Origin of the sequence: Salisediminibacterium beveridgei (genome assembly GCF_001721685.1) — a bacterium.
Lineage (GTDB): Bacteria > Bacillota > Bacilli > Bacillales > Salisediminibacteriaceae > Salisediminibacterium > Salisediminibacterium beveridgei.
The window spans coordinates 1,927,158-1,953,192 of record NZ_CP012502.1; the positions used below are offsets into that span (position 1 = coordinate 1,927,158).

Genomic DNA, 26,035 nt, shown 5'->3' on the forward strand with positions numbered 1-26,035 from the left:
GGGAATCCCCACTCTTTCCGGTCGCCTTTTCATTTCAGTCCTATGATAGAATACCACAACTGCAGGTTTAATGCAAATGCATGTCGTATCGGCAGGGATCAGAACAATGACAACTGATTCGTATCTGGCATACCGTCCAGACAGCCATGATCATCAAGGTTTTCAAGAACCGTTTTTGTTATTTTACTGCGTTTTCTGAGATCTTCTTTACTTAGAAACTCACCTGCAGATCTTGCTTCGACGATATTGATGGCTGCGTTGGTCCCGACACCTGTCAATGCGTTGAAGGGTGGCAAAAGAACATCACCCTCCACCTGAAACTCTTTCGCTTTGGATTGATACAGATCCACCTTTTTAAATGAATAACCACGCATTGTCATTTCGAGCGTCAATTCAAGTACCGTCAACACACTTTTTTCTTTTGGTGTAGCATCAAGGCCTTTCGAATGGATTTCTTCAATCCGTTTTCGAATGGTGGCTGAACCCCGAATCATTGTATCAAGCTCAAAGTCATCTGCACGAACAGTAAAGTAAGCCGCATAAAACATCATCGGATGATGTACTTTAAAATATGCAATCCGAACAGCCATGAGAACATAAGCCGCTGCGTGTGCTTTTGGAAACATGTATTTGATTTTGAGACAGGATTGAATATACCAGTCCGGTACACCGTTTTTCTTCATCTCTTCAATCCATTCAGGATCAAGTCCTTTGCCTTTACGAACAAACTCCATGATTTTAAACGCAAGTGAATGTTCTAGCCCTTGATAAATCAAATACACCATAATATCATCCCGACAGCCGATCACATCTTTCAATTCACAAGTTCCTGCAGAGATGAGGTCCGCTGCATTATTCAGCCACACATCACTGCCGTGACTTAATCCTGAAATCTGAACAAGTTCACTGAATGTCGATGGACGGGTTTCTTCAAGCATTTGACGCACAAAACGCGTCCCAAATTCCGGAATACCGAATGTTCCGGTTTTACACATAATGTCTTCTTGGGAAACACCCAGAGACTCAGTGCCTGAAAACAGTTTGAATACCTCCGGATCATCCACAGGAATGTCTTTCGGATCCATTCCACTGAGGTCCTGAAGCATGCGAATGACCGTTGGATCATCATGTCCGAGTATATCCAGCTTCAGGAGATTATCATGGATCGAATGGAAATCAAAATGCGTCGTTCGCCATTCTGAGCCATCATCATCCGCTGGATATTGGATCGGTGAGAAATCATAGATATCGAGGTGATCGGGAACAACAATGATCCCTCCAGGGTGCTGACCAGTTGAACGTTTTACCCCGGTGCATCCACTGACTAGCCTGTCAATTTCTGCACCTTTAAACTGAACGCCCAAATCCCCTTCATATCCCTTAACATACCCATAAGCAGTTTTATCAGCAACGGTCGTAATTGTGCCTGCCCGGTATACGTAATCTTCACCAAAGAGCTCTTTCGTGTAATTGTGAGCAACAGGCTGATATTCACCGGAAAAATTCAAATCAATATCGGGCACCTTGTCGCCTTTAAACCCAAGAAAGGTTTCAAAGGGAATATCATGTCCGTCTTTTTCATACTGAGTTCCACATTTTTCGCAATTTTTATCAGGCAAATCGAAACCGGAACCAACGGAACCATCATTGAAAAAATAAGAATGCTGGCATTGTGGGCAGACATAGTGAGGTGGCAAAGGATTCACTTCAGTAATTTCCGTCATTGTGGCGACAAAACTTGAGCCGACAGACCCACGTGAACCGACAAGGTATCCATCATTCAATGATTTTTTGACCAGCTTCTGTGAGATCAAATAAATCACAGAGAATCCGTTCGAAATAATACTTGATAATTCTTTTTCCAAACGCTTTTCAACCAGTTCAGGCAATGGATCGCCATAAATACTCTTGGCACGGTTATAGCACATCTGCCTCATTTCATCATCTGCCCCTTCGATATGAGGGGTATAAAGATCATCCGGTATCGGCTTGATCTCATCTACTTCGTCAGCCACCCACTGAGAATTTTTCACAACGATTTCATCTCGTTTATCTTCCGTCAGAAATGAGAAACAGTCGAGCATTTCATTGGTGGTTCTGAAATGAACCTGAGGCAATGTGATCCGGTTTAACGGGTTTGCTCCACCTTGACTTGCAATCAGAATTTTACGGTATACGTGATCTTCTTTGTTTAAATAGTGAACATTCCCCGTTGCAACGACGGGTTTTCCAACCGTTTCGCCTAATTTAACAAGATTTTTAATAACGGATTTAAGTTCTAACTCATCTCTGATAATTTCCTTTTCGATAAGATGTTGATAGTTCGCAGGAGGCTGCACCTCCAGAAAATCGTAAAAGGCCGCAGTAGCCTCCACTTCTTCAGGTGCCTTTTGCATGAGGCCATCGAATACTTCCCCATTATCACAAGCTGAACCGATCAATAACCCTTCGCGGTACTCAGCCAGTACGGATTTCGGAAGACGGGGAACGCGAAAAAAATAATCGATATGGGATTTTGATATCAATTGATAAAGGTTTTTTAACCCGTTTGCATTCTTCGCATATATCGTACAGTGATTGGGACGTTGCTTTTTATAATCATCCGGTGAGGATTGTTCATTCAACTCTCCATGAGTAGTGATTCCTTTTTCCGCAGCGTCCTTGACCATTTTCCAAAGAAGATGTCCAGTTGCTTCGGCATCATATATTGCCCTGTGATGGGCAACCAGCTCGATGTTAAATTTCTTACAGAGTGTATTCAGCCGGTAATTTTTAAATGACGGGTAAAGCATGCGCCCCAATTCAAGGGTATCAATGACAGGATTCGTTGCTTTGGACAGACCAGCTTTTTGATAACCTGCGTCCAGAAAAGCCATGTCAAAGGAGGCATTATGAGCGACAAGTATGTCATCTGCACACCAGTCTTTAAACTGTTTGAGTACTTCTTCAGCCTCAGGGGCATCTGCCACCATATCGTCCGTGATCCCTGTCAGGTCAATGATCGTTGGACTCAATGCCTCATGAGGATTCGCAAAGGATTCAAACCTGTCGATGACTTCCCCGTCTTTCACTTTTACAGCAGCGAGTTCGATAATCGTATTGTAAACCGCTGAAAGTCCAGTGGTTTCCACATCAAAGACTACATAGGTATCCTCCATCAAATTACGATCCGTTGCGTTATATGCAATTGGAACTCCATCATCCACCAAGTTAGCTTCCAAGCCATAGATGATTTTAATATCATGTTTTTTTCCGGCACCATAAGCTTCGGGATAAGCCTGAGCCCCGGCATGATCGGTAATCGCAATCGCCTTGTGACCCCATTTTTTGGCCTGCTCCACATAGCGTCCTACATTTGTGATCGCATCCATCGTACTCATGTTCGAATGCAAATGCAATTCAACCCGCTTTTGATCATTCGCTGCGGTATCCTGTCGCTCAACAGGTTTCACCTGTTCTAGATCTCTCGCCATCATTGAATAATCTCTCGAAAATGTATCATATTGGACTGGACCTCTGACTTTCAGCCAAATCCCTTTTTGAATCGCCTCAAATACAGCGAGATCCTCTTTGTCATTTGAGAACATCTTTACATTGATCGAGTCTGTATAATCTGTGATTTTAAATGTCAACAACGTCCTGCCACTTTTCAGTTCACGCAGATCTGAATCAAACACAAGGCCTTGAGCTGTAAACCGCTTTTCCTCTTCGATGATCTCTTTCAAAGGTCTGGGCTCATCTTTTATCTTCGTACCATGTGAGATCGCTTGCTTTATTTGCATATCTTTCGTTTTCTCGTCCTGTTTTTGCTTCTCTTTCATGGCTTCAATGACTTCAAGCTGATCTTCCTGAATCCTTTCATCACGAAAGCGTTGCATATCCTCATGAGATTCTTTCACCTCAACATGCCAAGTGTACTCTCCCAGTCCATATTGGTCCAACAACTCTTGTAATGGTTCCTTCAACCTGCGAAGTACCATTTCTCTCTCAGTATCATTTACCACCGTCAGTGTGATCTGTTTGCCAGAGACAGAGGGGACTTGTCCTTCCAATCGATTAATCAACCCATTCGTGTGACTTCGTAACGCCTCGATAAACAAAGGCCAAAAATCAGCAATAACAGCATTTGCATCAGCCACTTCATCATACCGAAGATAAAAAGAAACGTTCGCTACGTGTTCAAGACCATGAATCAGTGTAGATGAAAAGCGTTCATAGGCGTCTTTTGTCATTGGCGATGTTAAATGGAATGTGAAAACCCATTTTCGTTGGCTTTTATGAACTGCCAAATCTTCAATCCATGCTTCTTGTAAAAAACGATCCTTAATGTCAGCAGACATCTGCACCTGTTCCATCAGAAGCTGAAACCGTTCGATGCGTATTTGTCGATCTGATTCCATAATTGCCTCCAGTCTCCTATGTATTCACCAGCCGTTTTGAATGGAAATGGTACCCCGCTTTTGACAGGATACCAGATACATCAGCTGCTTATATAACCGGTAATGGTTGATAGTAAGTCTTTTCGGTGTACTTCAACCGTTTCACCGGATTTTCTGTATTTCAACTCCACAATCCCCTCACCGGCCTTTTTACCAACAGTAATGCGAATTGGCAGACCCAGAAGATCGCTGTCCTTGAACTTGACGCCAGGACGTTCCTGTCGATCATCAAACAACACTTCGAGTCCTGCCTGCTGTAGTTCAGAATACAAAGCTTCAGACAGTTCGCGCTGATCATCTTGTTTCACATTGACCGGTACGAGATGAGCATGAAACGGCGCTACACTTAGCGGCCAGATAATCCCGTTTTCGTCATGATGCTCCTCGATGATTGCAGCAACTGTTCTCGAAACCCCTATACCGTAAGAACCCATTACGATTGGCCGGGCTTTGCCCTGATCATCCAAAACAGTGGCCCCGAGTGCCTCACTGTATTTTGTCCCTAATTTAAACACATGACCAACTTCAATGCCTTCTTTAAAACGTATCGTTCCTTTCCCGTCCGGCGATGGGTCACCTTCTTGAATCATCCGTACGTCTGCAATTTGATCGACCTTGAAATCCCTGTAAACATTCGCGTTAATGTAATGCTTATTTGCTTCGTTCGCTCCGCAAATGATATTTTTCATCACCATTACGGCTGGATCAGCCACGATTTTCAAGTGATCAGGAGCGCCGACCGGGCCAAGAAAGCCAAAATCCGCTTTCATCCATTCTGAAGATTCCTCTTCAGTGGCAAATGTTACGTTACGTGCATCTAAAGCATGCTTGATTTTAATATCATTTACTTCATGATCTCCGCGGACGAGCACCATGACAGCTTCATCATCAACATTGAAGGTCATCGCTTTAATGCACTGTGTGGCATCGGCATTCAGATACTTGCCCACTTGTTCGATGGTTTTCTGATCCGGTGTATCCACTTTTTCAAGTGGTTTTCCATTTTCATTCGACTGCGGATAACTGACGTTGACCTCAGCAATTTCCGTATTTGCTGCATAATCTGATCCATCAGAGTAAGCAATCGTGTCTTCTCCGACACTCGAAAGAACCATAAATTCATGCGTATCTTTCCCACCCATTGCACCTGAGTCTGCAACAACTGCACGGAAATTCAAATCACAACGCGCGAATATTTTTTTATAGGCTTCATACATCTTGGAATAACTTTTATCCAGACCGTCGTAATCCACGTCAAAGGAATACGCATCCTTCATCAGAAATTCCCTTCCACGAAGAACGCCAAATCTCGGCCTTCGTTCATCACGGAATTTTGTCTGAATCTGATACAAAGTCATTGGCAATTCTTTGTATGAACGGACGTCATCTTTCACAATCGCAGTGATCACTTCTTCATGCGTCGGCCCAAGAGCGAACTCTCTTTGATGGCGGTCCTTAAAACGCATGAGTTCGGGACCATAATCTGCCCACCTGCCTGATTGCTGCCACAATTCCGCAGGCTGAATTGACGGCATGATCATTTCTTGAGCACCAGCCCGGTCCATCTCTTCACGGACAATACGCTCCACTTTTTGCAGTACCTTAAACCCCAAAGGCAAAAAGGAATAGACTCCTGATGTACTTTGACGAATTAATCCAGCTCTCAGCATCAGTTGATGACTGACAACATCAGCGTCTGTTGGTATATCTCTAAGTGTAGGGGATAAAAACGTACGTTGTCTCATCGGTAACAGCCACCTTTACGTTAATTTCATGGTATTGATTTTTTTACATAAACAGCCGGTTGATATCATTCCATGTCACGGCAAGGACAAGCAGCATCAGAAGGGCGAACCCGATGAAATGGACCATCCCTTCTTTCTGGGGGTCGACCGGTTTGCCTCTGAGTGCTTCCAATCCAATGAACAGCAATCGCCCTCCATCAAGTGCGGGCAATGGCAAGAGATTGATAATTCCAAGATTGACACTCAAGATCGCAGTCCACTGAAAGAGCACGAGAATTCCCATTGCAACAACTTCACCGGTATATTCATAAATGCCAACCGGACCTGCCAATGCATCTAAGGAAAACTGTCCTGTAACAAGCATGCCCAGTGCTTCGATAATTAGAATGGTCGTCTCATAAGTTTGGGTGAATCCAAACAAAATGGCATCGAGAACATTTCGTTCCATTGGCGGGTAAACGCCGATCACGCCCATCTCTTCATCATCAGGCCCCTCTCTAACCTGCGTGACCATGGAAACTTCGAAGATTTCACCATCTCGTTCAACAACGAAATCCAATTCCTGTTCAGGTTTCGATTGAATTTCTTCTGTCATTGAAAACCAATCTTCAACAGCCTGACCTTCAATTTCAACGATTGTATCACCTGGTTCAAGTCCCGCTTCGATAGCAGCACCGTCGTCGGTCAGAGCACCTACTTGTGCCTCTTCTGTAGGCATTCCGGCAATCAGGGCATATGCAATAAACGCAATGACAGCCAAAACGAAATTCATTAAAGGACCAGCAAAAATTGCAATTGCTCTTTTGCCAACTGACTTCGAAGCAAACTGGCGGTTATAGGGTGCGATCTGTGTAGCTTTTTCATCATAAACATAATGCGCTTTTTCATCCACATCCAAGGTTACAAACTCTTCATCGTTCATATAACCACTAATGGTCAAATCATGCTCAAGATCAATCTTCTCCACTTGGATAATCTCGCAATCCGGATGTTTCGATTTGTTATTGACAATGATCTCACGCACTTTTCCATCATCATGGTACTTCAATCCGATTTCGTAGCCGGGCTTAATCTGTATCATTTCAGGATCTTCTCCAGCCATCCTTACAAATCCGCCTAAAGGAAAAAGCCGTACGGTGTAGAGTGTCTCATTTCGTTGAAAAGAGAACAGTTTCGGGCCAAATCCAATGGCAAACTCTCGACAGAGAATCCCTGCTCGTTTAGCAAATACCAGGTGCCCCCATTCATGAATGGATACCAGTACTGCAAAAATAATAATAACTGCTAAAAATGTATTCACTTCTTCACCCTCTTATTTCTTATCCCTTTCAATGGCCGTGCGGATGTTTAAATCAACGTCAATAATCTGTTCCAAAGATGGTTCTTGAACATGATTATGATCATTTAACGCTCTTTCCACAATGGTTTCTATATCAAGAAAGTGGATTTGATCTTTCAAAAACAGTGAGACTGCTGCTTCATTAGCAGCATTCAAAACAGTTGGTGCCGTTCCACCTTCTTTGCCGGCATCATAAGCCAATTTCAAGAGGCGAAAACGTTCGAAATCCATTTCTTCAAAATGAAGCTTACCAACTTCCCATAATTTTAACCTTTGTCCACCATTTAAATCAAGTCGCATGGGATGTGATAGTGCATATTGGATTGGCACTCTCATGTCCGGGGTACCCATATGCGCCAAAACACTGCCATCGATGTATTCAACCATGGAATGAACAATACTCTCACGGTGTAAAATCACATTGATCAGATCATAAGGCATATCAAAAAGCCACCGAGCTTCGATTACTTCTAGTCCTTTATTCATCATGGATGCTGAATCGATGGTGATTTTTGCACCCATGGACCAGTTCGGATGGTTCAGTGCCTGCTTAACTGTCACTCCTTTGAGTTCTTCGCGCTTGAAGTCGCGGAAACTTCCGCCGGATGCAGTCAGAATCAATTGGCTGACTTCTTTTTCAATGTTTCCATGAAGGCATTGGAAAATGGCTGAATGCTCACTGTCAACCGGTAACAATTTCACGCCATTTCTCATTGCTGCTTTTGTAACAAGATGACCTGCAGTGACGAGTGTTTCTTTATTGGCAATCGCGATATCCATTCCATGTTCAATCGCTTGCAATGTCGGTTCAAGTCCAATTCTGCCCATAACAGCATTCACCAGCATATCGGCCGGTTCACAAGCTGCCTCAGACAGACCCTCAGATCCAGTAAGAATGCGCGGGTTATAATCGAGTAACTTCTTTAATTTAACAGCAGTTTCAGTGTCAGCAACACTGATCACCTCAGGTCTGAATTCGTTCGCCTGATGACTGCCTATATCACTGTTTTTCCCGAAACTCATCGCCATCATCTCGAACTGGTCGGGGTGTGAGCGGATCACATCCAATGTTTGTGTACCGATCGATCCCGTAGACCCTAATAGATTGATCTTTTTCATACACTCATCTCCTGCTCTAGTCGTGATTTTACTATTCACAGATCTTACAAAAATCCAAATAGATAGATAATCGGCATGACAAAGATTAAACTGTCGAACCTGTCCAGTATCCCACCATGGCCAGGAAGAACATTTCCCGAATCTTTAACAGCGTAATGCCTTTTAAAAGCCGATTCCACCAGATCTCCCAATTGTCCAACCAGAGAAACCGTAAGCATAAACAGCAGTGAAACAAGCCAACTGTTAAACAATGGCATGAATAGAAGGAAAGTTGTCCCTGTGATGAGGGCGAGAACCACTCCACCGGCAGAGCCTTCGATCGTCTTTTTAGGACTGATGCTTGGCGATAATTTATGCTTGCCAAACTTACGACCTGCAAAATATGCACCTGAGTCCGATGACCAGACCAAAATCAGGATTAATATCACATGCATCAAACCCTCTTCAATTGTTCTGGCATAATGAAAATAATGAAAGCCAAATCCAACATAAACTGATGCAAGTACGGTAAAACCTGCATCATCAAACGTCCATTTATTTCTTGAAATGACAGTTAACGCAAGCAAAACAATCAATAATAACAAGAAGAATTCTGCACGTTCATATGCAAATGCCTCGAAATTAATATACGAATCCGGAATAAGCAACAACCACATCAAGAAAAATCCTGCAAATCCACGGGCAGTCATTACCCGTATCTGTTTCATAGCAAGCAGTTCTTTCATTGCGACTGTCGCCAACAGAAAAATCAGGCCGGCAAAAAAATGGCCGCCCAAAATAATGATTCCGAGAAACCCCGCCCCGGCAACAACGCCGGTAATAACTCGTTGTTTCATCAGACAATCCCCTCCTTAAACCCCACCATATCGTCGCTGTCTCGTTTGATATACAGCAATTGCTTTTTGGAAATCTTCCTCTTTAAAATCAGGCCAAAGAACTTCTGTAAACCAGAATTCGGAATAAGCAAGTTGCCAGAGCATAAAGTTACTGAGTCGAATTTCACCACTCGTTCGAATAAGTAAATCCGGGTCCTTTAAATCATGCGTCATTAGATGAGATTGAAATAATGACTCATCAATATCATCAATCAGTAAATTTCCATCCTTCACTTCCTGACAGATACTCTGGATGCCCTGAACCATTTCAGCCCTGCTTCCATAGTTCAATGCAAAATTTAAAATTAACCCATCATTTCCTGCTGTCTCTATCACAGCATTTTCGACAGCTCTTCGCGTATATTCCGGTAATTTATCAATCTCTCCAGTGACCCGGACAGTCACATTCTGTTCCATAAGTTCAGGTAATTCCTTCGTTAGAAATCGTTCAGGTAGACGCATCAGAAATTCCACTTCCGTTTTTGGCCGTTTCCAGTTTTCTGTAGAGAATGCATAAAGCGTCAATGCCTCAACCCCATATCGATTTGCCTGACGAACGGTTCGACGGACTGTGTTCATTCCTTCCCGATGACCTGCGACTCTCGGAAGCCCCCTCTTTTTAGCCCATCTGCCATTACCATCCATGATAATTGCAATATGCTTCGGAACATTATCCAATTGAATATCTGTTTCATTCGTGATTTTTTCAGATTTCAGTTTATTAAACATAAGACCAGCCTCCGTAATCTGGAAAATTATCGATTGCATTTCAATTTCAATGAAACCCACTTTATTCTATCACGAAGTGCCATCAAGAATCATTAAGATATTCAATTTAATCGGAGTCCCTCTTAGAAATGACAAGCAAAACTAATACAAACAAAAGGGTCCGCGATAACGGACCCTTTTCATCACCTATTACACTTCCTGAATGTCTTGTTCCTTTGCTTTGACTCGTTCATCAATTTTCTTGATGTAATCATCAGTCAACTTCTGCACTTCATCTTGACGGCGTCGAAGATCATCTTCGGTCAGTCCACCGTCTTTCTCCAGTTTTTTCAATTCATCATTTGCATCTCTTCGAACATTACGGACAGCAACTTTCGCATCCTCCGCATAGCGGCCGACGACTTTAATCAACTCTTTTCTGCGCTCTTCATTGAGAGCAGGTACAGAAATCCGGATAATATTGCCATCATTACTCGGAGACAAACCAATATCCGCCTTTTGGATAGCTTTTTCGATGTCCTGTAAACTTGATTTATCAAACGGTTGGATCACAAGCATTCTTCCTTCTGGAACACTGATACTCGCCAACTGATTGAGTGGCGTCATCATTCCATAATACTCAACTTGTATCCGGTCAAGAAGTGATGCATTCGCGCGTCCGGTTCTGACAGAACCAAGTTCACGCCCTAGAGCTTCCAGTGATTTGATCATACGCTCTTCCGTTTGCTTCAATATTTCTTTTGTCATTATTCAGTCCCCCTAATAATCGTACCAATTTCATCGCCTTTTACTGCACGGGCAATATTACCCTTCTCTGAGATGGAGAATACCACAAGTGGAATATTGTTGTCCATACATAAAGATGACGCAGTAGAATCCATCACTGCCAATCCATCTTTCAACAAGTCAAGATAGGTCAGATTATCATATTTCTTGGCATATTCATCAACTGATGGGTCCGCACTGTAGACGCCATCCACATTGTTTTTAGCCATCAGGATTACATCCGCTTCAATCTCAGCAGCGCGTAAAGCTGCCGTAGTATCCGTCGAAAAGAACGGGTTCCCTGTACCTGCTGCAAAAATCACAACCCGCTTTTTCTCCAAATGTCGAATGGCGCGTCTTCTTATGTAAGGTTCAGCGACTTGACGCATTTCAATAGATGATTGCACTCTTGTTTGTACTCCGTTGTTTTCAAGGCTATCCTGAAGAGCTAAAGAATTCATCACCGTTGCAAGCATTCCCATATAGTCCGCGGTTGCACGGTCCATCCCTTTTGCACTGCCGGCAATTCCTCGCCAAATGTTTCCGCCTCCCACGATAATGGCGACTTCAACACCCAGGTTAACAACTTCACGAACCTGTTCAGCTATGGATTGAATCATATCCGGGTCTATTCCAAATCCCTGCTCACCAGCAAGGGCTTCCCCACTTAATTTTAAAACAATCCGTTTGTATACTGGTGTATCTCCCATGATAGCCTCCTTTGTTATATTTCTTTGGATTCTTACGAAAAAGGGACACGATGTGCCCCTTCCGGTTTGTTATTTGTTCACTTGTGACATTACTTCATCAGCAAAGTTCTCTTCTCTTTTTTCCATACCTTCGCCTACTTCATAGCGGAAGAATGTTTTAACTTCGCCACCTTTTGAAGCAACATATTTCCCTACTTTTTGATCACCATCTTTAACAAAAGCTTGCTCATTCAAACAAACTTCTTCAAAGAACTTGCTCAGACGGCCTTCCACCATTTTTTCCACGATTTTCTCGGGTTTTCCTTCGTTCAATGCCTGTTGTTTTAAGACTTCTCGCTCTGCATCCACGACTTCAGCATCCACTTCTTCACGACGGACATACTTCGGATTCAGTGCAGCTACATGCATGGCAATATCCTTTGCCACATGTTCATCTGAGCCGTTCAATACGGTCAAGACACCAATTCGTCCACCCATATGAATATAGGCACCAAATACTTCGTCTTCTTCTGCCTCTACCAATTCGAAACGTCGAAGAGAAATTTTTTCACCAATTTTTGCAATCTGGTTATTGATAAATGCTTCGAGTGTGTCGCCTTCTCCGCTGCCTTTAAAGGACTGACTCAGCGCTTCTTCAACGTCCTTTGGCTGATTCTCCAAAATATGCTTCGCTACTTCATTTACCATGTTTACGAAGTTTTCGTTCTTTGATACGAAATCTGTTTCAGAATTCACTTCAACGAGTACAGCTTTATTTCCTTGAACGATTGCCTGCGACAAACCTTCTGCTGCCACACGGTCAGCTTTTTTCGCTGCTTTAGCAATACCTTTTTCACGGAGAAATTCAATTGCGCTTTCCATGTCACCGTCTGTTTCAGTCAAGGCTTTTTTGCAGTCCATCATGCCTGCACCTGTTTTTTCACGAAGTTCTTTTACCATTTTTGCTGAAATTTCCATTTTCAGTTGCCTCCTTAGATTCTGTAAAATCATCTGTATTCAGAGAAAAGGGTGATAAAGGGGCAAACCCTCTATCACCCTTTAGGACGGACAGATTAAACCGTTTTTTCTTCGGTCTGTGACTCTTCTTCAGCGACTTCTTCAGTCAAATTACCTTCGATAATCGCATCAGCCATTTTCGATGTTAATAGTCGAACGGCTCGAATTGCATCGTCATTACCTGGAATTACGTAATCAATCTCATCTGGATCACAGTTCGTGTCCACAATCCCGACAATCGGGATATTTAACTTAATCGCTTCTGCTACAGCAATACGCTCTTTACGAGGATCGATGATAAACAGTGCGTCAGGAAGCTTTGTCATTTCTTTGATACCGCCTAGAAATTTCTCTAAACGATCCCATTCTTTTTTAATAAGAACAACTTCTTTTTTCGGAAGGACATCGAATGTACCATCTTCTTGCATTTTTTCAATGTCTTTCAGACGATTGATCCGCTTACGGATCGTTTCAAAGTTGGTCAGTGTACCACCGAGCCAGCGCTGATTGATGTAGTACATCCCGCAACGTTCTGCTTCTTCAGCTACAGAATCCTGCGCCTGTTTTTTCGTTCCGACGAAAAGCATAGTACCGCCATCAGCCGCCATGTTACGAACGAATTTAAATGCTTCGTCCACTTTTCTGACCGTCTTTTGAAGGTCGATGATGTAAATACCGTTTCTTTCTGTGAAGATGTAGCGATCCATTTTAGGGTTCCAACGTCGTGTCTGATGACCGAAGTGAACACCTGCTTCAAGTAGTTGCTTCATGGAAATTACTGCCACATCACTCACCTCCTCTTCTTGGTTTTATTTTGTCCTCCGCAACCATCATTTCCTCAGTAAGACTTAACTTTCGTCAAGCACCCTTACCCGGATCAGGTTGCGTGTGTGATGACACCGAAGATTAATATAACACAGACAAGTGCTGAAGACAATGATCACAGCAGAATTTTATTGGTGAAATTTCAAGAGAAGTTCAACTTCACCTGCACCCATCTGGAGTTTGCGGGCAATTTCCTGCGGACTTTCTCCTTGGGCATGCATGGACAGGATCCGGGATGTACTCGATGTATTTACTTTCACATCGTCATCCGGAATGGAAGGTGGTTTGTATCCCCCATATTCATCCTTTTCATTGGTTTGTTCCCGATTCAGCTCCTTCAAAGAGGCAGCAGAGGATTTATTCACAAAATCAGCATCCTTCTCAGGTTTCTCAGAAGGATGCTGATTTCCCTGCTTTTGCTCTTCCGTTGGGTCACGGGACTCTTTCTCGAAGTTTGTCGGTTTTGCCTGCTCAAGATTTAATTTACTGAGACGCCTGGCAATCCGTTCGTTATTTTCTTTCATTTCAGTTGTATATGAGACCAGCAAATCTTCCATCTCTCTCAGGGTCTGCTCTTTATCCATTGGCTTGAATGCTTCCGTTTTCTGATAAAGTGTCACAATAGCAAAAATGCTGACCAAGTGTAAAAAGAAACTGAGAATAAGTAAATAAATCATACTATCTCCTTAACGGATTTCATCAAATAAATTCCCTTTAAAAGGGTGAGGCACCATGGATGTCGTGAGCTGTTCTTCGGGCCGTTGTTTTTCCATTTCAGATTCAGCTTTACCTAGAGCATTTGCTCCATTATTTTCAGCACGGTTTTGGACGACGCCATCAAGTGTTGTTACTCTGGAAGCATCACGTTGATCTTGCTGTTGCCCGGATTCTGCCATCATATCCTGAGCTGTTTGCCCGCGCTGCTGAAGCTGATCCTGAATTTTACCCGCCATTTGTGCCCGTGGCATTGCCATTTGAAGATCAATTGCCCTTAATCCACTCATGGTCACTTCACTCCCTGTAACGGTATTTGAGATCACTTTTTGTTATGATTCCTATTATATCAAAAATATCACAGGGGTTCGAATCTTATTTCCGATTTATCAAGGAAAAACGAAACACCTTTGTGCTTTGTTGTGATCCGTTTACGGTATTTCCCGAAATGAATATCCACCTGAGGATAAACGGTTTTGCGCACCTTCACTTTAATCGGATCGACGGCTTCTATAATCTCACTGACCGAATCAAGTCCTGATTGAGCAATATTAAGATTTTCATGAGCTTCTGCAAATGATTTTCGGATACGAAGCTTTGTAACTTTTTCCTGAGCAGATAGAGCGTTCTCCTTCTCTTTATTCACAAGTTTTTTCAAGAGAACACCCAGTTTTTGAAGATTATCTTCTGCCTCTGCTTTCAATTTTTTATTGGCCTTTTCTTTTTCCAAAATCGATTGACTGACCCCCACATATACAGATGTAGGCGTATTCATTTCATTGCCAATTTCGTTGGCATCCAAACCAGCCACCGCTGAGACAGAACCTCCACAAATACTGCCATTGCGGTCAAAGCAATTTAACACACCATCTGTTTCCACCTTACTATGTAAAATCGATTTCGTTACTGTAACATTGCCTCCGGCTTTCACATTAGCCTGATTCAAAAAAGACGTAACGAGCTCTGATTCAGCAGCAATTAACCCTCCGCCTTGTGCAACAACACCTTGATGAATATAAATCGAACCGCCTGCTTCCAAGTGCGCAGCTTCAACTGACCCGTGCACACGAATATCACCTTTCGCTTTAATTTCAAAGCCGGATGGCACACTTCCTCGAATATTGACATTACCGACAAAATCAATATTCCCGGTTCTCATATTGACGTCCCCATGTACTTCAAATACCGGATAAACGTGGATCACACGAGGTTCAACAGAAACCTGTCCATCAATATTGGCTACCAGTGTTGCTCCTTCATCTTGAAGTTTTGTATTTTTTCCTTGCCTCAGAACAACTTCTTTCCCGTTTCGACCTTTGACCTCTTCACCTGCAATATTCGTTCCCGGAATTGCATCGGTGGGGTTAATTTTTCTGCCAACGACTTCCCCTTTCGTCACGGATGGAATCTGAATCACCTGTTTCAAATCAACCATCTGTTTTGACTCCAACTGTTCATCAGTAAACTCAGAATCATCTTCATCAAGCATGGACCAGATATAGCCATCTTTACCATTCTGAGGTTTCACACCCTCTGCTATCGTCAATGGCGTTTTATTTACACCCTTGATCAATGCATCAATACGTTCTTCATGTATACCAAAAACAATCCCAGATTCTCTGAGGAATTTTAAAATATCGTCCTTTGACACACCTTCAGGAAAGGGGGCAGATTGCTTTAATTCCGCCTTCATTTGATCGTCCGATATTTCGATATCTATCATATTGTATAAGTCTATCATTAAAGATTCCCCCTAAAGTGGTCCTGCGATAATCGAGACTGACAATTAAAAGTTCATTCTTATCTGCCAGATTTGAGTTGCTGCTGCAATTTAAAAACGGATTTGGAATGAATTTGCGATATTCTGGACGTCGACAAAGAGAGCGCTTCTCCAATTTCAGTTAATGTGAGCTCTTCATAATAAAACAGTGTGATCACCAATTGTTCCTTTTCATTCAATGTCTGAATCGCTTCAGCCAACTCGGCATAATCTGACTGCTTACTTAATGATTCAGCAGGAGTCAATGATTGCTGATCAGCGATGGATGATGCATAGGTTTCGGTCTGATCGTCATCCTGAGTTGGCTCGTCAATGGACAAACGGTGTGAAAAATAGCTCTCATTCGAGGTGCGAATGACTTCATTCTCCGTCATTCCTGTTTCATCTGCAATTTCCATAGCAGTAACGTTTCGCCCCAATTGCTGCTCAAGTGTTTCAGTTACCTGCTCTATCTTTTTCGCCTTATCCCTCAATGTTCTGGGCAGCCAGTCTTCCTGTCGCAGTCCATCTATAATGGCACCTCTGACCCTGAAAGAAGCATAGGTATCAAATTTCAATTCTCTTTTGAGATCAAATTTTTCCAAAGCATCGTATAGCCCCATTAGTCCGTGACTCCTTAAATCATCATGTGAAACGTTTTTGGGGAGGTGAATACCGATTCGTTGGACGTGATAATCGACCAAAGGCATATACGCTTCAATCAAACGGTTTCCCGCAGAACGGTCCCGAGACGAAGTCCAGGATTTCCAATCCTTATCTAATTGAGCTGTGAATGACAACCGGGACATTTGAACCCTCCTAATCGTTCAGCCTGGACTTTACGAACTCCGCAGCCTGCTTGTCAGTTTCTGCAGAGTATGATGTATCCTGACTATGCTCATCATGCGTTATTTCTTCCGTCTGATGATTGTGCTTGTTTGTTTTTTTCATCGATCCGGATGAAGAAGGTCCAACATCCATGAATACTAAATCCCATATATATGCAAGGATAATACCAAAGAGAGCACCAGGCAATAGTCCGATGCTCCCGCGAAAAATCGATGTCGGAATCGTATTTGACTGTAATGAAGCGATAAAAAGTATCAAAAAAGAAAATGATGAAGCGACAATGACAGACTTCATGTAAAAAGATTTCATCAGACTTTGATCACACCTTTATTCACAGTTCTGATTTCCAGTACAGAAGTTGCAGGATTAAATTCAATCGTTCTTCCGCTACCGCCACCTGTATCTTCATAGACAACAGGAACACGGAATTTCTTCAGCTGCTCCTTTACTGATTCGGCATTCCTCGGTCCGATACGCATCGCCTCATTGGACGATGAAAAATTAAACATTTGCGCGCCTCCAGCCATTTTCGCTTTCAAACGCGGTTTCGTCGCACCGATTGCCACTACACGATCGATCAGGTCCTCCAATGCTGTATCTGCATATTTTGCCCGATTGAGTTTGTCGTTCCTGGCGTAAGATGAATCCGGAAGCATAACATGAGCCATACCGGCAACCTGTGCCCGTTCATCGTACAATATCACACCAACACAAGATCCCAACCCTGAGGTTCGGATGGTATCCGGTGATGTAACAACATTCAGATCAGCCATGCCAACTTTAACAACATTACTCATCAGGGTTAACTCCTAATGAACGAAAAATGATTCCCAGGGAATCCGGGTCCGGAAGTAAAAAGAAATGCCCTTTTGTCTGTACCGAGTTATCCTCATCTTTTTCGTTAATTTCTGTATCAATCAGAATGGCATAGTCCCCGACTTTAGAGATCTCCACTAAGCCAAACGATAAGATCGCCATGGACATATCAATCGCAACGGCCGGTGGTGTGGGTTGTAAATTTAATTTTGTGAAATCTGACAGGGCAGATAAATACGATCCAGACAAAATATTTCCCACTTCATTCATCGCTGAAAGCGCCATTTCAGGTATGTCACTCGATGCAAAATCAACGGATGGATCCATAATCAATTGTTGAATCAATGACGAGGCTTCATCAGCCGGCAACATGAAAAACATACTGCCAGGAGCATCGCCATCAATTCTGAGAAAAACTGCGGCGACGACCGCTTCCTCACCACCAACTGATTCGCAGATGTCATTGAATGGCACAACTCTGACTGATGGCACTTTCATATCGATTGTTTTTGAAAGCATCGCAGACAGTGACGTCGCTGCATTCCCTGCACCAATATTTCCAATCTCCCTCAGAATATCCAGATGATCATTGGTTATGTGTTCATAATCGAACATTTAAGCATCCCTTTCCATTTCCTGAATATCTTCAAGCTCATCCGGGTTTAAAACCTTATCCAGATTCAGTAGAATTAACAGCCTTTTCTCGAGTTTTGCCACCCCTCGAATATATGCTGCTTCAAGACCTCCCACTACTTCAGGTGGGGGCTCGATTGCATCTTTTGGAATATCGATCACATCATTTGCAGAATCGACGACCAGACCTACATCCATCTCTCCTACTGTTACGATGATGACCCGGGTTGCTTCTGAATGATCAATTCCCTCAATATCAAAGCGTTTTCTGAGATCAATGATCGGCGTTACAACACCTCTTAGATTGATGACACCTTCAACAAAATCCGGTGTGCTTGGAACACGGGTAATATGAAGCACCCGCTCAATCGACCGAACTTGTTCAACTTCCACGCCATACTCTTCATCTTTCAACTGAAAGATGATCACTTTTACGTCCTGAGTCATTACTTCTTCAGACATATTCTGTTCGCCTCCTCATTTATTTGATTAGTGCGTTGCAATCCACGATCAGTGCCACTTGTCCATTTCCAAGAATTGTAGCACCTGAAATAGCAAAAACACTATTCAAGTAATTGCCCAATGATTTCAATACGATTTCCTGTTGACCGATGAACGAATTAACAACAAGTGCAGCCATCTTTTCACCTTTCCTTACGATGACGATCGAATAATAATCATCCTCGTCTTTTGTTACAGGAACCTCAAAGAAGTGTGTCAAATCAATCAACGGAACAACACTGCCACGGAAGTCAATCACTTTCTGGTTATGTGCGGACATGATATCGTCTTTCTTTATGATTGCAGTTTCAATGATCGAGGAAAGGGGGATTGCGTAAATCTCTTTTTGAACCTCCACGAGCATAACGGATATGATTGAAAGGGTTAGCGGCAATTGAATAGAGAAAGTGGTGCCCTGACCCGGTTTTGATGTGACAGCTACATTTCCACCAAGAGATTCAATTTTGTTTTTTACCACATCCAAGCCCACTCCGCGACCCGACACGTCAGAAATTACATCAGTTGTACTCAGTCCACTTGAGAATAAGAGCTCATAAACTTGACGATCTGTCATACTGTGGGAGTTTTCTTCCGTCACAATACCGCTTTTGATTGCCTTTCGAAGAACTCCTTCACGATTAACCCCCGAGCCATCATCAGCAACTTCAATAAAGACGTGGTTTCCGCTATGATAGGCTTTGAGTGTAATATGACCTTCGTCGTTTTTGCCGGCTTGTTTCCGTTCTGCAGGCATTTCGATACCGTGATCGATCGAATTTCTCAGTAAATGAACAAGAGGATCGCCAATCTCATCAATCACCGTGCGATCGAGCTCCGTCTCAGCGCCGATAATCTCCAGTCGAATTTTTTTATTCAGGTCTTTAGCAAGCCCCCTCACCATTCGAGGGAATCTGTTAAACACTTGTTCCACCGGTACCATTCGCATATTCAAAATAATATTTTGCAAATCACCTGAAATGCGGGACATATGTTCTACGGTTTCGGTTAATTCGGCACTCTTCATATCTTTGGAAATTTGTTCAAGACGACCACGGTCGATGACAAGTTCCTCGAACAAATTCATCAGACTATCGAGACGATCAATATTCACTCGTATCGTTTTATTGGATGCCTGTGAAACCTTTTCATCTTTTTCGGGTTGCTTGACCTGAAGTTGATTCTCAGCTTCTTCTTTCACCTCAGCAGGTTGAATTTCCGGCGAATCACCTTGAGTATTAGCTGTTTCTTCATTGTCGATATCGGTTACGTTAATTTCGGTTATCTGAACATCCTCAATTTCTGATACCTTCATGACTCGAGATTTCACTTCTTCCGCTCCAGTCTTAGTAACCAGTGTCACATCGAACGATAGATCAAAATCCTCTTCTTCCAGTTTATCCACAGCTGGAAGCGATTTGATCACTTCTCCGACCTGTTCGAGTACTTCAAATACCATAAAGACTCTTGCTGCTTTGAGTATCACATCTTCTCGAAGCGAAATGCGGATCTGCATTGGTGTAAAGCCTTGTTCATGACTTTGTCGGATCACCGTATGTTCGAAATCGTCGTAGGATACTTCAGCAGCTTCAGAATCATTTAGGGGGGACAAGGAACCTGATGGTTCATTCGTCGTTTCTTCGCCATTTTCGATCTGTTCCAGTTTAGCTACAACTTCTGTCACATCTTTTTTACCTTCTCCACCATCTGCAATATCATTTACCATGTACTCCAAATCATCGACAGATTCAAAAACGACATCCATTAGTTTTGTTGTTGTTTCAATGTTTTCGTTTCGAATACCATCCAGTACATTTTCCATCTGATGAGTCAGACTGGCCAGGTCATCATAACCCATTGTAGCAGCCATCCCCTTCAGAGTATGAGCCGAACGGAATATTTCATTTACAATTTTAAGATCCTGCGGGTTTTTCTCCAAATCAAGCAGGTTGGTATTCATCGCTTGCAAGTGTTCAGTGCTTTCATCAATAAACATCTCTAAATACTGGTTCCGTTCCATACAAACCCTCCTAAATTAACAATGCTTCAGAATTTCTGAAGAAATATCGTTCAGATCTCTTACAGCGTCGACTATATTCGCTTCAAAAGCAGCCTTGGGCATGCCATACACAACAGCCGTATTTTCAGATTCTGCAATCACTGTAGTATTATGGGCTTTTTTCAATCGAATAAGCCCTTCCTTACCATCTGCACCCATTCCCGTCATCACGACTGCAATGACCCGTTCAGGGCAGATTTCAGCTAAAGACAACAGCATCGCATCTACTGATGGCCTGTGACCATTAACAAACGCTAATTGATCTAAATGAATCCCGACTGAAGTCCCGATTCTCCTTACTTTTAAATGGTATCCTCCCGGCGCAATATAGGCAACCCCTTTTTGCAAAATATCACCATCTTCTGCTTCTTTTACTGTAATTGCCGACAGGCTGTTCAATCGTTCGCTCAGCGAGCGCGTAAAACCTTTTGGCATATGCTGAACGATCATAATTGGATACGGAAAATCTGCTGGGAGCGTAGTCAATACACGTTGTAAAGCTTTGGGGCCTCCTGTTGACGTTCCAATCGCAACTATTGTCTTCGTCGTCGTTTGACTGGCAGAACTGATTTTATTATTCTGGTGAAAAGCTGTTCTCTTAAACTGGTCCAGCCTTTTGACCGGTGCAATTTTCTTGAGTGGTGTTAATGTGTTCCTGGAAACCTGTCGGGCATATAAGACTTTTTCAAACAGATTATCTTTCACCTTTTCAATATCGAGTGAAATGGCACCAGAAGGCTTTGCAATGAAATCAAATGCACCAAGCTCCATGGCCTTCATTGTTGTTTCTGCACCTTCTTTGGTCATACTGCTCACCATAATCACTGGTGTCTTTGTGGTATTCATGATTTCTTCAAGGGCTTCAATACCTGTCATCACTGGCATCTCGACATCCAGCGTGACAACGTCAGGTTGATGCTCTGCAATTTTATCCAATCCATCTTTGCCATTTCTGGCGGTAGCAACCACTGTAATCTCCGGATGTTCATTCAGAATATCTGACAGCATCTTGCGCATAAATGCTGAATCGTCAACTACCACTGCTCGAATCATTTTTGACTCCTCCCGCCTTTATGATCCAGGACGTAAAAAACCTTTCAATCGCCCGATGAATGTAGGCTTCATTTCTGTTTCATCTTGAGTTACTCCAGCAATGAAAATATTGACAGTCTCGTTCATTGCTTTTGCTGGTTTCGAACCTGGGTTATGAAGAAGAAATGGCGTCTGTGCACGAACGGCCTTCCAAACTGCATTATCATCAGGAAAAATTGACATTAGTTCTATATTCTTCCCGAGAAATTTTTTTGTGACCTCCTTGACGTTTCCGGCAGTCCTCTCGCCATCTTTCACACTCCTCGAACGGTTGATAATTAATGAAATCCTCAGCTGAGGTTCATGGTGATGAATGTACTTTACCATGGCATAAGCATCGGTAACCGATGTTGGTTCCGGTGTCGTCACAAGAAATACGCTGTGGGAAGAGAGCAGAAAATAAGCACTGTTACTATTCACACCTGCACCCATGTCCAGCAAAATGTAATCAAAAGCAGATTCAGCACTTTCGATTTGACGGTATAAATGATCCGCTTTCATATCATTCATTTGAAAAAGATCATTCAACCCGCTTCCTCCAGCTATGTATTGGATCCCTTCAGGGCCCTCTTCCATAATAGACCAAATAGACATTTCCTCATTCATCATATCGACGATTGAATATGTTGACGATTGACCAAGAAGAATATCAATATTCGCCATTCCGATATCCATGTCTATAATCAATACTTTCTTACCTTTTTTTTGCAGTCCAATTGAGAAATTCAGAGTGAAATTAGACTTCCCTACGCCACCCTTACCACTGACAACAGCAATGACATCAGCCTGCTTGTTTGTGGAATGATTCATGTTTCCTGTCATTTTTTTGCGGAGTGCATCTGCCTGGTCGCGCATGACATTCAACTCCTTGTAATCCAGCTGATGATCTTTTCACGGCTGGCTTCTTCGATATCATCCGGAACATTCTGACCAGTGGTAATATAGCTTGCACCTATCTGATGGTCCTTCATCGCATTAAACATAAAACCCACTGAGTCAGTCTCATCAAGTTTGGAGAATATCAGTTTATCAATCTTAATCAGATTAAACTGTTCAATAATGGTCAACATGTCACGATATTTTGCAGTCGCACTGAGCACAAGGTGCGTTTCCATCTGTTCATTGAAATCAATCAGCTGTTTCAATTGTTCCACATACAGGCTGTTTCGGAAATTACGTCCAGCCGAATCAATGATGATAAAGTCATAGTCATTAAATGTCTTCACAGCTTGTTGGAAATCATCGATTGAATAAGCCACCTCAACCGGCACATGCAGTAACTTCGCATAGGTTTTCAGTTGCTCTATTGCAGCAATTCGAAACGTATCCGTCGTTATAAACGCAACTTTCTTTTTGTCCTTTAACACTGCATGTGCTGCGATTTTAGCAACTGTTGTTGTTTTTCCAACCCCGGTTGGTCCTACGAGATTCAAGTATTTCTTTCGGTAATCAAAACCACCGAATGGGATATCAATCAGACTTTGCTCCAACTCATTCTTTATCCATTTGGTAATTTCACGTTCCGGCTGTGAATCTCCGTTTTCCTGATACCATCTTTTCAGTAATTTTTTCATGATCTCCAACCGGTAAAGATCAAGAATCTCCTGATCTTTCAAGAGATGATTCACTTCCGCCAGCTTGCCCGGATAGTCCTCTGTTCCACCGGAATTTTGCTGTGTGGATGAGTATTGCATTGACTGAATCATTTTTTTCAATTCATCAATTTCTCCTGCTAATTTATGTGTATCCTGATTTACGGTTGATGACCTTTGCACAGGCGGTCTATGGTTGTCATGCTTTCTTTTTTGAAGAGAGCTACTCCCTCCTGCAGAGCCTGATGCTTTCTTCTGTTCAGGGTCAATTGCTGCAATCACTTCGACATTTTTTCGTGTGAACAGTCCCAATATGCCACCTTTTTCAACCTTTTTAGAATTTAAAATGACTGCATCCTGTCCAAGCTCATCTTTGATTTTCACCATGGCATCTGAAATGGTTTTTGCTGTATATTTTTTCACTTTCATTGACTGTTCACCACCCCTACACTCTGAACCTCAATATGAGGCTCCAATTCATTATAAGATAAAACCGGTACTTGAGGCATATAACGCTGTATCAAATGATGCACATACATTCTGACAGCAGGTGAACAGAGGATGACAGGCATGTGCCCTGTTTCCTGGAGCCTCTGCACTTCCATCATCGTATTCTCCACGATTTTTTGAGACATTTGCGGATCGATGTTGAGAAATGCACCTTGTTCTGTCTGCTGAACTGAATCGGCCAATATTTTCTCTACATCACCACCCATAGTGATGACGTATAGTGGTTCTCCTTCTTGGGCATATTGTTTCGTGATTTGCCGGGATAATGATTGCCTGACATACTCTGTCATCAAATCTGTGTCCCGAGTCATTTGCGCATAATCTGCCAACGTCTCGAAGATAACAGGCAAGTTGCGAATTGATACTTTTTCCTTAAGGAGGTTCGCCAATACCTTTTGGATATCACCGACGCTCAAAGGATTCGGTGTTACTTCTTCAACGAGAGTCGGATACGTTTCACTGAGATGATCTACCAGTTGCTTCGTCTCCTGTCGCCCAATCAATTCATGCGCATGCCGTTTGATCACTTCGGTTAAGTGAGTCGATACGACAGACGGAGGATCAACAACTGTATATCCGGAAAGCTCGGCCTGCTCTTTGAGATCCTCTGAAATCCACTGAGCAGGAAGACCAAATGCCGGTTCAACTGTTTCAATGCCCTGAATATTCTCATCTTCAACACCTGGGCTCATAGCCATAAAGTGATCCAGTAATAATTCACCTTTCGCAACTTCATTCCCTTTTATCTTGATTGAGTATTCGTTCGGTTGCAGCTGGATATTGTCTCTAATCCGAATAACAGGCACGATCATTCCCATTTCAATGGCCAGTTGCCTGCGGATCATGACCACCCGATCCAACAGATCTCCGCCCTGATTTGCATCAGCAAGTGGAATTAAACCATAACCGAACTCGAATTCAATTGGATCTACCTGCAGAAGATTGACAACACTCTCCGGAGATTTTGGATCCTCATCTCCGGGTTGCTCTTTTTCTTCTTCAGCTTCCTCTTCAAGAATTGAATCCCGTTTATTCGTGCGTTCGAGGAAGAAGCCGCCGATTGCTAATAACATTGCGATGGTAAATGTTACTGATCCCGTTATGGGTGTAAATACTCCAAGGGAAAAAATCGTCCCTCCTGCCACATACAGCATTTTTGGATATGCCAGGAGCTGTTTTGTAATATCATGACCCAGATTCCCTTCTGAGGCAGCCCGGGTAACAACAATACCTGTGGCAGTCGAAATCAGTAAGGCTGGAATCTGAGAAACAAGACCGTCACCTACAGTCAGCAAGGTATATTTGTTTGCTGCTTCAGCCAATGGCAGACCTTCCTGCACCATCCCAATAACAAGTCCGAAGATGATATTAATGATCACGATGACGATCCCTGCGATCGCATCACCTTTAACAAATTTACTTGCACCATCCATTGAACCGTAGAAATCTGCTTCCTGTTCAATCTTCTGCCTTCGTTCCTTCGCTTCGATATCAGATATCATTCCAGCATTCAAATCCGCATCGATACTCATTTGTTTACCCGGCATCGCATCAAGGGTGAACCTTGCACCCACTTCAGATACTCGTTCAGCACCTTTCGTGATCACGATAAATTGAATAACAACCAGAATTACAAATACGACAAAACCGACCAGCGCATTTCCTCCGACAACAAAATCACCAAATGTTTCGATGACGTTACCTGCATCCCCTTGATTTCCCAGGATCGCACGTGTTGTCGAAACATTCAGTCCAAGGCGAAACAACGTCACTAAAAGGAGTAACGTTGGAAAAATGGAAAATTGCAGCGGTTCTCTCGTATTCATGGAAACGAGAATAATCAACAGCGCAATGGATATATTGATGATAATCAAAAAGTCAATAATCCCTGTCGGAAGTGGAATGATAAGCATAATGACAATTAAGATTACGCCTAACAGTATACTGAAATCTTTAATGGGCATTCTGCTT

23 protein-coding genes are annotated in these 26,035 nt (G+C 42.8%); all 23 read right to left on the reverse strand.

Going from position 1 to position 26,035, the window contains the following annotated elements:
- Positions 1-98: 98 nt before the first annotated feature.
- Positions 99-4,400, reverse strand: coding sequence for a PolC-type DNA polymerase III (locus BBEV_RS08950; protein WP_069365158.1), 4,302 nt, complete (start codon positions 4,398-4,400; stop codon positions 99-101).
- 80 nt (positions 4,401-4,480) lie between these two features.
- A complete protein-coding gene (locus BBEV_RS08955) occupies positions 4,481-6,184 on the reverse strand; it encodes a proline--tRNA ligase (RefSeq protein ID WP_069365159.1) in 1,704 nt (567 codons plus the stop codon).
- A gap of 43 nt (positions 6,185-6,227) precedes the next feature.
- Positions 6,228-7,484, reverse strand: coding sequence for an RIP metalloprotease RseP (gene rseP / locus BBEV_RS08960; protein WP_069365160.1), 1,257 nt, complete (start codon positions 7,482-7,484; stop codon positions 6,228-6,230).
- Between the two features lie 12 nt (positions 7,485-7,496).
- Positions 7,497-8,642, reverse strand: a complete 1,146-nt coding sequence (locus BBEV_RS08965) for a 1-deoxy-D-xylulose-5-phosphate reductoisomerase (RefSeq protein WP_069365161.1) — start codon at positions 8,640-8,642, stop codon at positions 7,497-7,499.
- Positions 8,643-8,686: 44 nt separating this feature from the next.
- Complete coding sequence (locus BBEV_RS08970) at positions 8,687-9,478, reverse strand: phosphatidate cytidylyltransferase (RefSeq protein ID WP_069365162.1); 792 nt, start codon at positions 9,476-9,478, stop codon at positions 8,687-8,689.
- A gap of 15 nt (positions 9,479-9,493) precedes the next feature.
- The gene (locus BBEV_RS08975; RefSeq protein ID WP_069365163.1) at positions 9,494-10,246 is read right to left on the reverse strand and encodes an undecaprenyl pyrophosphate synthase; all 753 of its coding nucleotides are present in this window, start codon (positions 10,244-10,246) and stop codon (positions 9,494-9,496) included.
- 189 nt (positions 10,247-10,435) lie between these two features.
- Positions 10,436-10,993: a ribosome recycling factor gene (frr, locus tag BBEV_RS08980; RefSeq protein WP_069365164.1), complete on the reverse strand. Its 558-nt coding sequence runs from the start codon at positions 10,991-10,993 to the stop codon at positions 10,436-10,438.
- A complete protein-coding gene (gene pyrH / locus BBEV_RS08985) occupies positions 10,993-11,721 on the reverse strand; it encodes a UMP kinase (RefSeq protein ID WP_069365165.1) in 729 nt (242 codons plus the stop codon). Before pyrH ends, frr begins: the two co-directional genes overlap by 1 nt.
- Positions 11,722-11,790: 69 nt before the next feature.
- Positions 11,791-12,678, reverse strand: coding sequence for a translation elongation factor Ts (gene tsf / locus BBEV_RS08990; protein WP_069365166.1), 888 nt, complete (start codon positions 12,676-12,678; stop codon positions 11,791-11,793).
- A 95-nt stretch (positions 12,679-12,773) separates the two neighbouring features.
- Positions 12,774-13,502, reverse strand: a complete 729-nt coding sequence (gene rpsB / locus BBEV_RS08995) for a 30S ribosomal protein S2 (protein ID WP_069365167.1) — start codon at positions 13,500-13,502, stop codon at positions 12,774-12,776.
- Between the two features lie 168 nt (positions 13,503-13,670).
- Complete coding sequence (locus tag BBEV_RS09000) at positions 13,671-14,219, reverse strand: DUF6115 domain-containing protein (RefSeq protein ID WP_069365168.1); 549 nt, start codon at positions 14,217-14,219, stop codon at positions 13,671-13,673.
- Positions 14,220-14,228: 9 nt separating this feature from the next.
- On the reverse strand, positions 14,229-14,546 hold the full coding sequence (locus BBEV_RS09005; protein WP_069365169.1) for a hypothetical protein: 318 nt from the start codon (positions 14,544-14,546) through the stop codon (positions 14,229-14,231).
- Positions 14,547-14,614: 68 nt separating this feature from the next.
- Positions 14,615-15,997 (reverse strand): flagellar assembly protein A, encoded by a 1,383-nt coding sequence (locus tag BBEV_RS09010; RefSeq protein ID WP_069365170.1) that lies wholly within the window; start codon positions 15,995-15,997, stop codon positions 14,615-14,617.
- A 59-nt stretch (positions 15,998-16,056) separates the two neighbouring features.
- The gene (locus BBEV_RS09015) at positions 16,057-16,824 is read right to left on the reverse strand and encodes a FliA/WhiG family RNA polymerase sigma factor (protein ID WP_069365171.1); all 768 of its coding nucleotides are present in this window, start codon (positions 16,822-16,824) and stop codon (positions 16,057-16,059) included.
- A gap of 10 nt (positions 16,825-16,834) precedes the next feature.
- Positions 16,835-17,173: a hypothetical protein gene (locus BBEV_RS09020; protein WP_069365172.1), complete on the reverse strand. Its 339-nt coding sequence runs from the start codon at positions 17,171-17,173 to the stop codon at positions 16,835-16,837.
- Positions 17,173-17,661, reverse strand: coding sequence for a chemotaxis protein CheD (locus tag BBEV_RS09025; protein ID WP_069365173.1), 489 nt, complete (start codon positions 17,659-17,661; stop codon positions 17,173-17,175). Before BBEV_RS09025 ends, BBEV_RS09020 begins: the two co-directional genes overlap by 1 nt.
- Entirely contained in the window at positions 17,654-18,295 is a 642-nt protein-coding gene (locus tag BBEV_RS09030; protein ID WP_069365174.1) for a chemotaxis protein CheC, read from the reverse strand. The genes BBEV_RS09025 and BBEV_RS09030 overlap by 8 nt, the downstream gene beginning before the upstream one ends.
- Entirely contained in the window at positions 18,296-18,775 is a 480-nt protein-coding gene (locus tag BBEV_RS09035; RefSeq protein ID WP_069365175.1) for a chemotaxis protein CheW, read from the reverse strand.
- A gap of 19 nt (positions 18,776-18,794) precedes the next feature.
- Entirely contained in the window at positions 18,795-20,831 is a 2,037-nt protein-coding gene (locus BBEV_RS09040) for a chemotaxis protein CheA (RefSeq protein WP_069365176.1), read from the reverse strand.
- A 15-nt stretch (positions 20,832-20,846) separates the two neighbouring features.
- A complete protein-coding gene (locus BBEV_RS09045; protein WP_069365177.1) occupies positions 20,847-21,923 on the reverse strand; it encodes a protein-glutamate methylesterase/protein-glutamine glutaminase in 1,077 nt (358 codons plus the stop codon).
- An 18-nt stretch (positions 21,924-21,941) separates the two neighbouring features.
- Entirely contained in the window at positions 21,942-22,817 is an 876-nt protein-coding gene (locus BBEV_RS09050; RefSeq protein ID WP_069365178.1) for a MinD/ParA family protein, read from the reverse strand.
- Between the two features lie 5 nt (positions 22,818-22,822).
- Complete coding sequence (gene flhF / locus BBEV_RS09055; RefSeq protein WP_069365179.1) at positions 22,823-23,983, reverse strand: flagellar biosynthesis GTPase FlhF; 1,161 nt, start codon at positions 23,981-23,983, stop codon at positions 22,823-22,825.
- Positions 23,980-26,028: a flagellar biosynthesis protein FlhA gene (gene flhA / locus BBEV_RS09060; protein WP_069365180.1), complete on the reverse strand. Its 2,049-nt coding sequence runs from the start codon at positions 26,026-26,028 to the stop codon at positions 23,980-23,982. Before flhA ends, flhF begins: the two co-directional genes overlap by 4 nt.
- Positions 26,029-26,035 lie beyond the last annotated feature (7 nt).

Bases quoted from the DNA above. Each gene is read 5' to 3' on its own strand.
- BBEV_RS08950 (WP_069365158.1), bottom strand. From the start codon at position 4,400: ATGGAATCAGATCGACAAATACGCATCGAACGGTTTCAGCTTCTGATG.
- BBEV_RS08955 (WP_069365159.1), bottom strand. From the start codon at position 6,184: ATGAGACAACGTACGTTTTTATCCCCTACACTTAGAGATATACCAACA.
- BBEV_RS08965 (WP_069365161.1), bottom strand. From the start codon at position 8,642: ATGAAAAAGATCAATCTATTAGGGTCTACGGGATCGATCGGTACACAA.
- BBEV_RS08970 (WP_069365162.1), bottom strand. From the start codon at position 9,478: ATGAAACAACGAGTTATTACCGGCGTTGTTGCCGGGGCGGGGTTTCTC.
- BBEV_RS08975 (WP_069365163.1), bottom strand. From the start codon at position 10,246: ATGTTTAATAAACTGAAATCTGAAAAAATCACGAATGAAACAGATATT.
- frr (WP_069365164.1), bottom strand. From the start codon at position 10,993: ATGACAAAAGAAATATTGAAGCAAACGGAAGAGCGTATGATCAAATCA.
- pyrH (WP_069365165.1), bottom strand. From the start codon at position 11,721: ATGGGAGATACACCAGTATACAAACGGATTGTTTTAAAATTAAGTGGG.
- tsf (WP_069365166.1), bottom strand. From the start codon at position 12,678: ATGGAAATTTCAGCAAAAATGGTAAAAGAACTTCGTGAAAAAACAGGT.
- BBEV_RS09000 (WP_069365168.1), bottom strand. From the start codon at position 14,219: ATGATTTATTTACTTATTCTCAGTTTCTTTTTACACTTGGTCAGCATT.
- BBEV_RS09005 (WP_069365169.1), bottom strand. From the start codon at position 14,546: ATGAGTGGATTAAGGGCAATTGATCTTCAAATGGCAATGCCACGGGCA.
- BBEV_RS09010 (WP_069365170.1), bottom strand. From the start codon at position 15,997: ATGATAGACTTATACAATATGATAGATATCGAAATATCGGACGATCAA.
- BBEV_RS09015 (WP_069365171.1), bottom strand. From the start codon at position 16,824: ATGTCCCGGTTGTCATTCACAGCTCAATTAGATAAGGATTGGAAATCC.
- BBEV_RS09020 (WP_069365172.1), bottom strand. From the start codon at position 17,173: ATGAAATCTTTTTACATGAAGTCTGTCATTGTCGCTTCATCATTTTCT.
- BBEV_RS09025 (WP_069365173.1), bottom strand. From the start codon at position 17,661: ATGAGTAATGTTGTTAAAGTTGGCATGGCTGATCTGAATGTTGTTACA.
- BBEV_RS09030 (WP_069365174.1), bottom strand. From the start codon at position 18,295: ATGTTCGATTATGAACACATAACCAATGATCATCTGGATATTCTGAGG.
- BBEV_RS09035 (WP_069365175.1), bottom strand. From the start codon at position 18,775: ATGTCTGAAGAAGTAATGACTCAGGACGTAAAAGTGATCATCTTTCAG.
- BBEV_RS09040 (WP_069365176.1), bottom strand. From the start codon at position 20,831: ATGGAACGGAACCAGTATTTAGAGATGTTTATTGATGAAAGCACTGAA.
- BBEV_RS09045 (WP_069365177.1), bottom strand. From the start codon at position 21,923: ATGATTCGAGCAGTGGTAGTTGACGATTCAGCATTTATGCGCAAGATG.
- BBEV_RS09050 (WP_069365178.1), bottom strand. From the start codon at position 22,817: ATGCGCGACCAGGCAGATGCACTCCGCAAAAAAATGACAGGAAACATG.
- flhF (WP_069365179.1), bottom strand. From the start codon at position 23,983: ATGAAAGTGAAAAAATATACAGCAAAAACCATTTCAGATGCCATGGTG.
- flhA (WP_069365180.1), bottom strand. From the start codon at position 26,028: ATGCCCATTAAAGATTTCAGTATACTGTTAGGCGTAATCTTAATTGTC.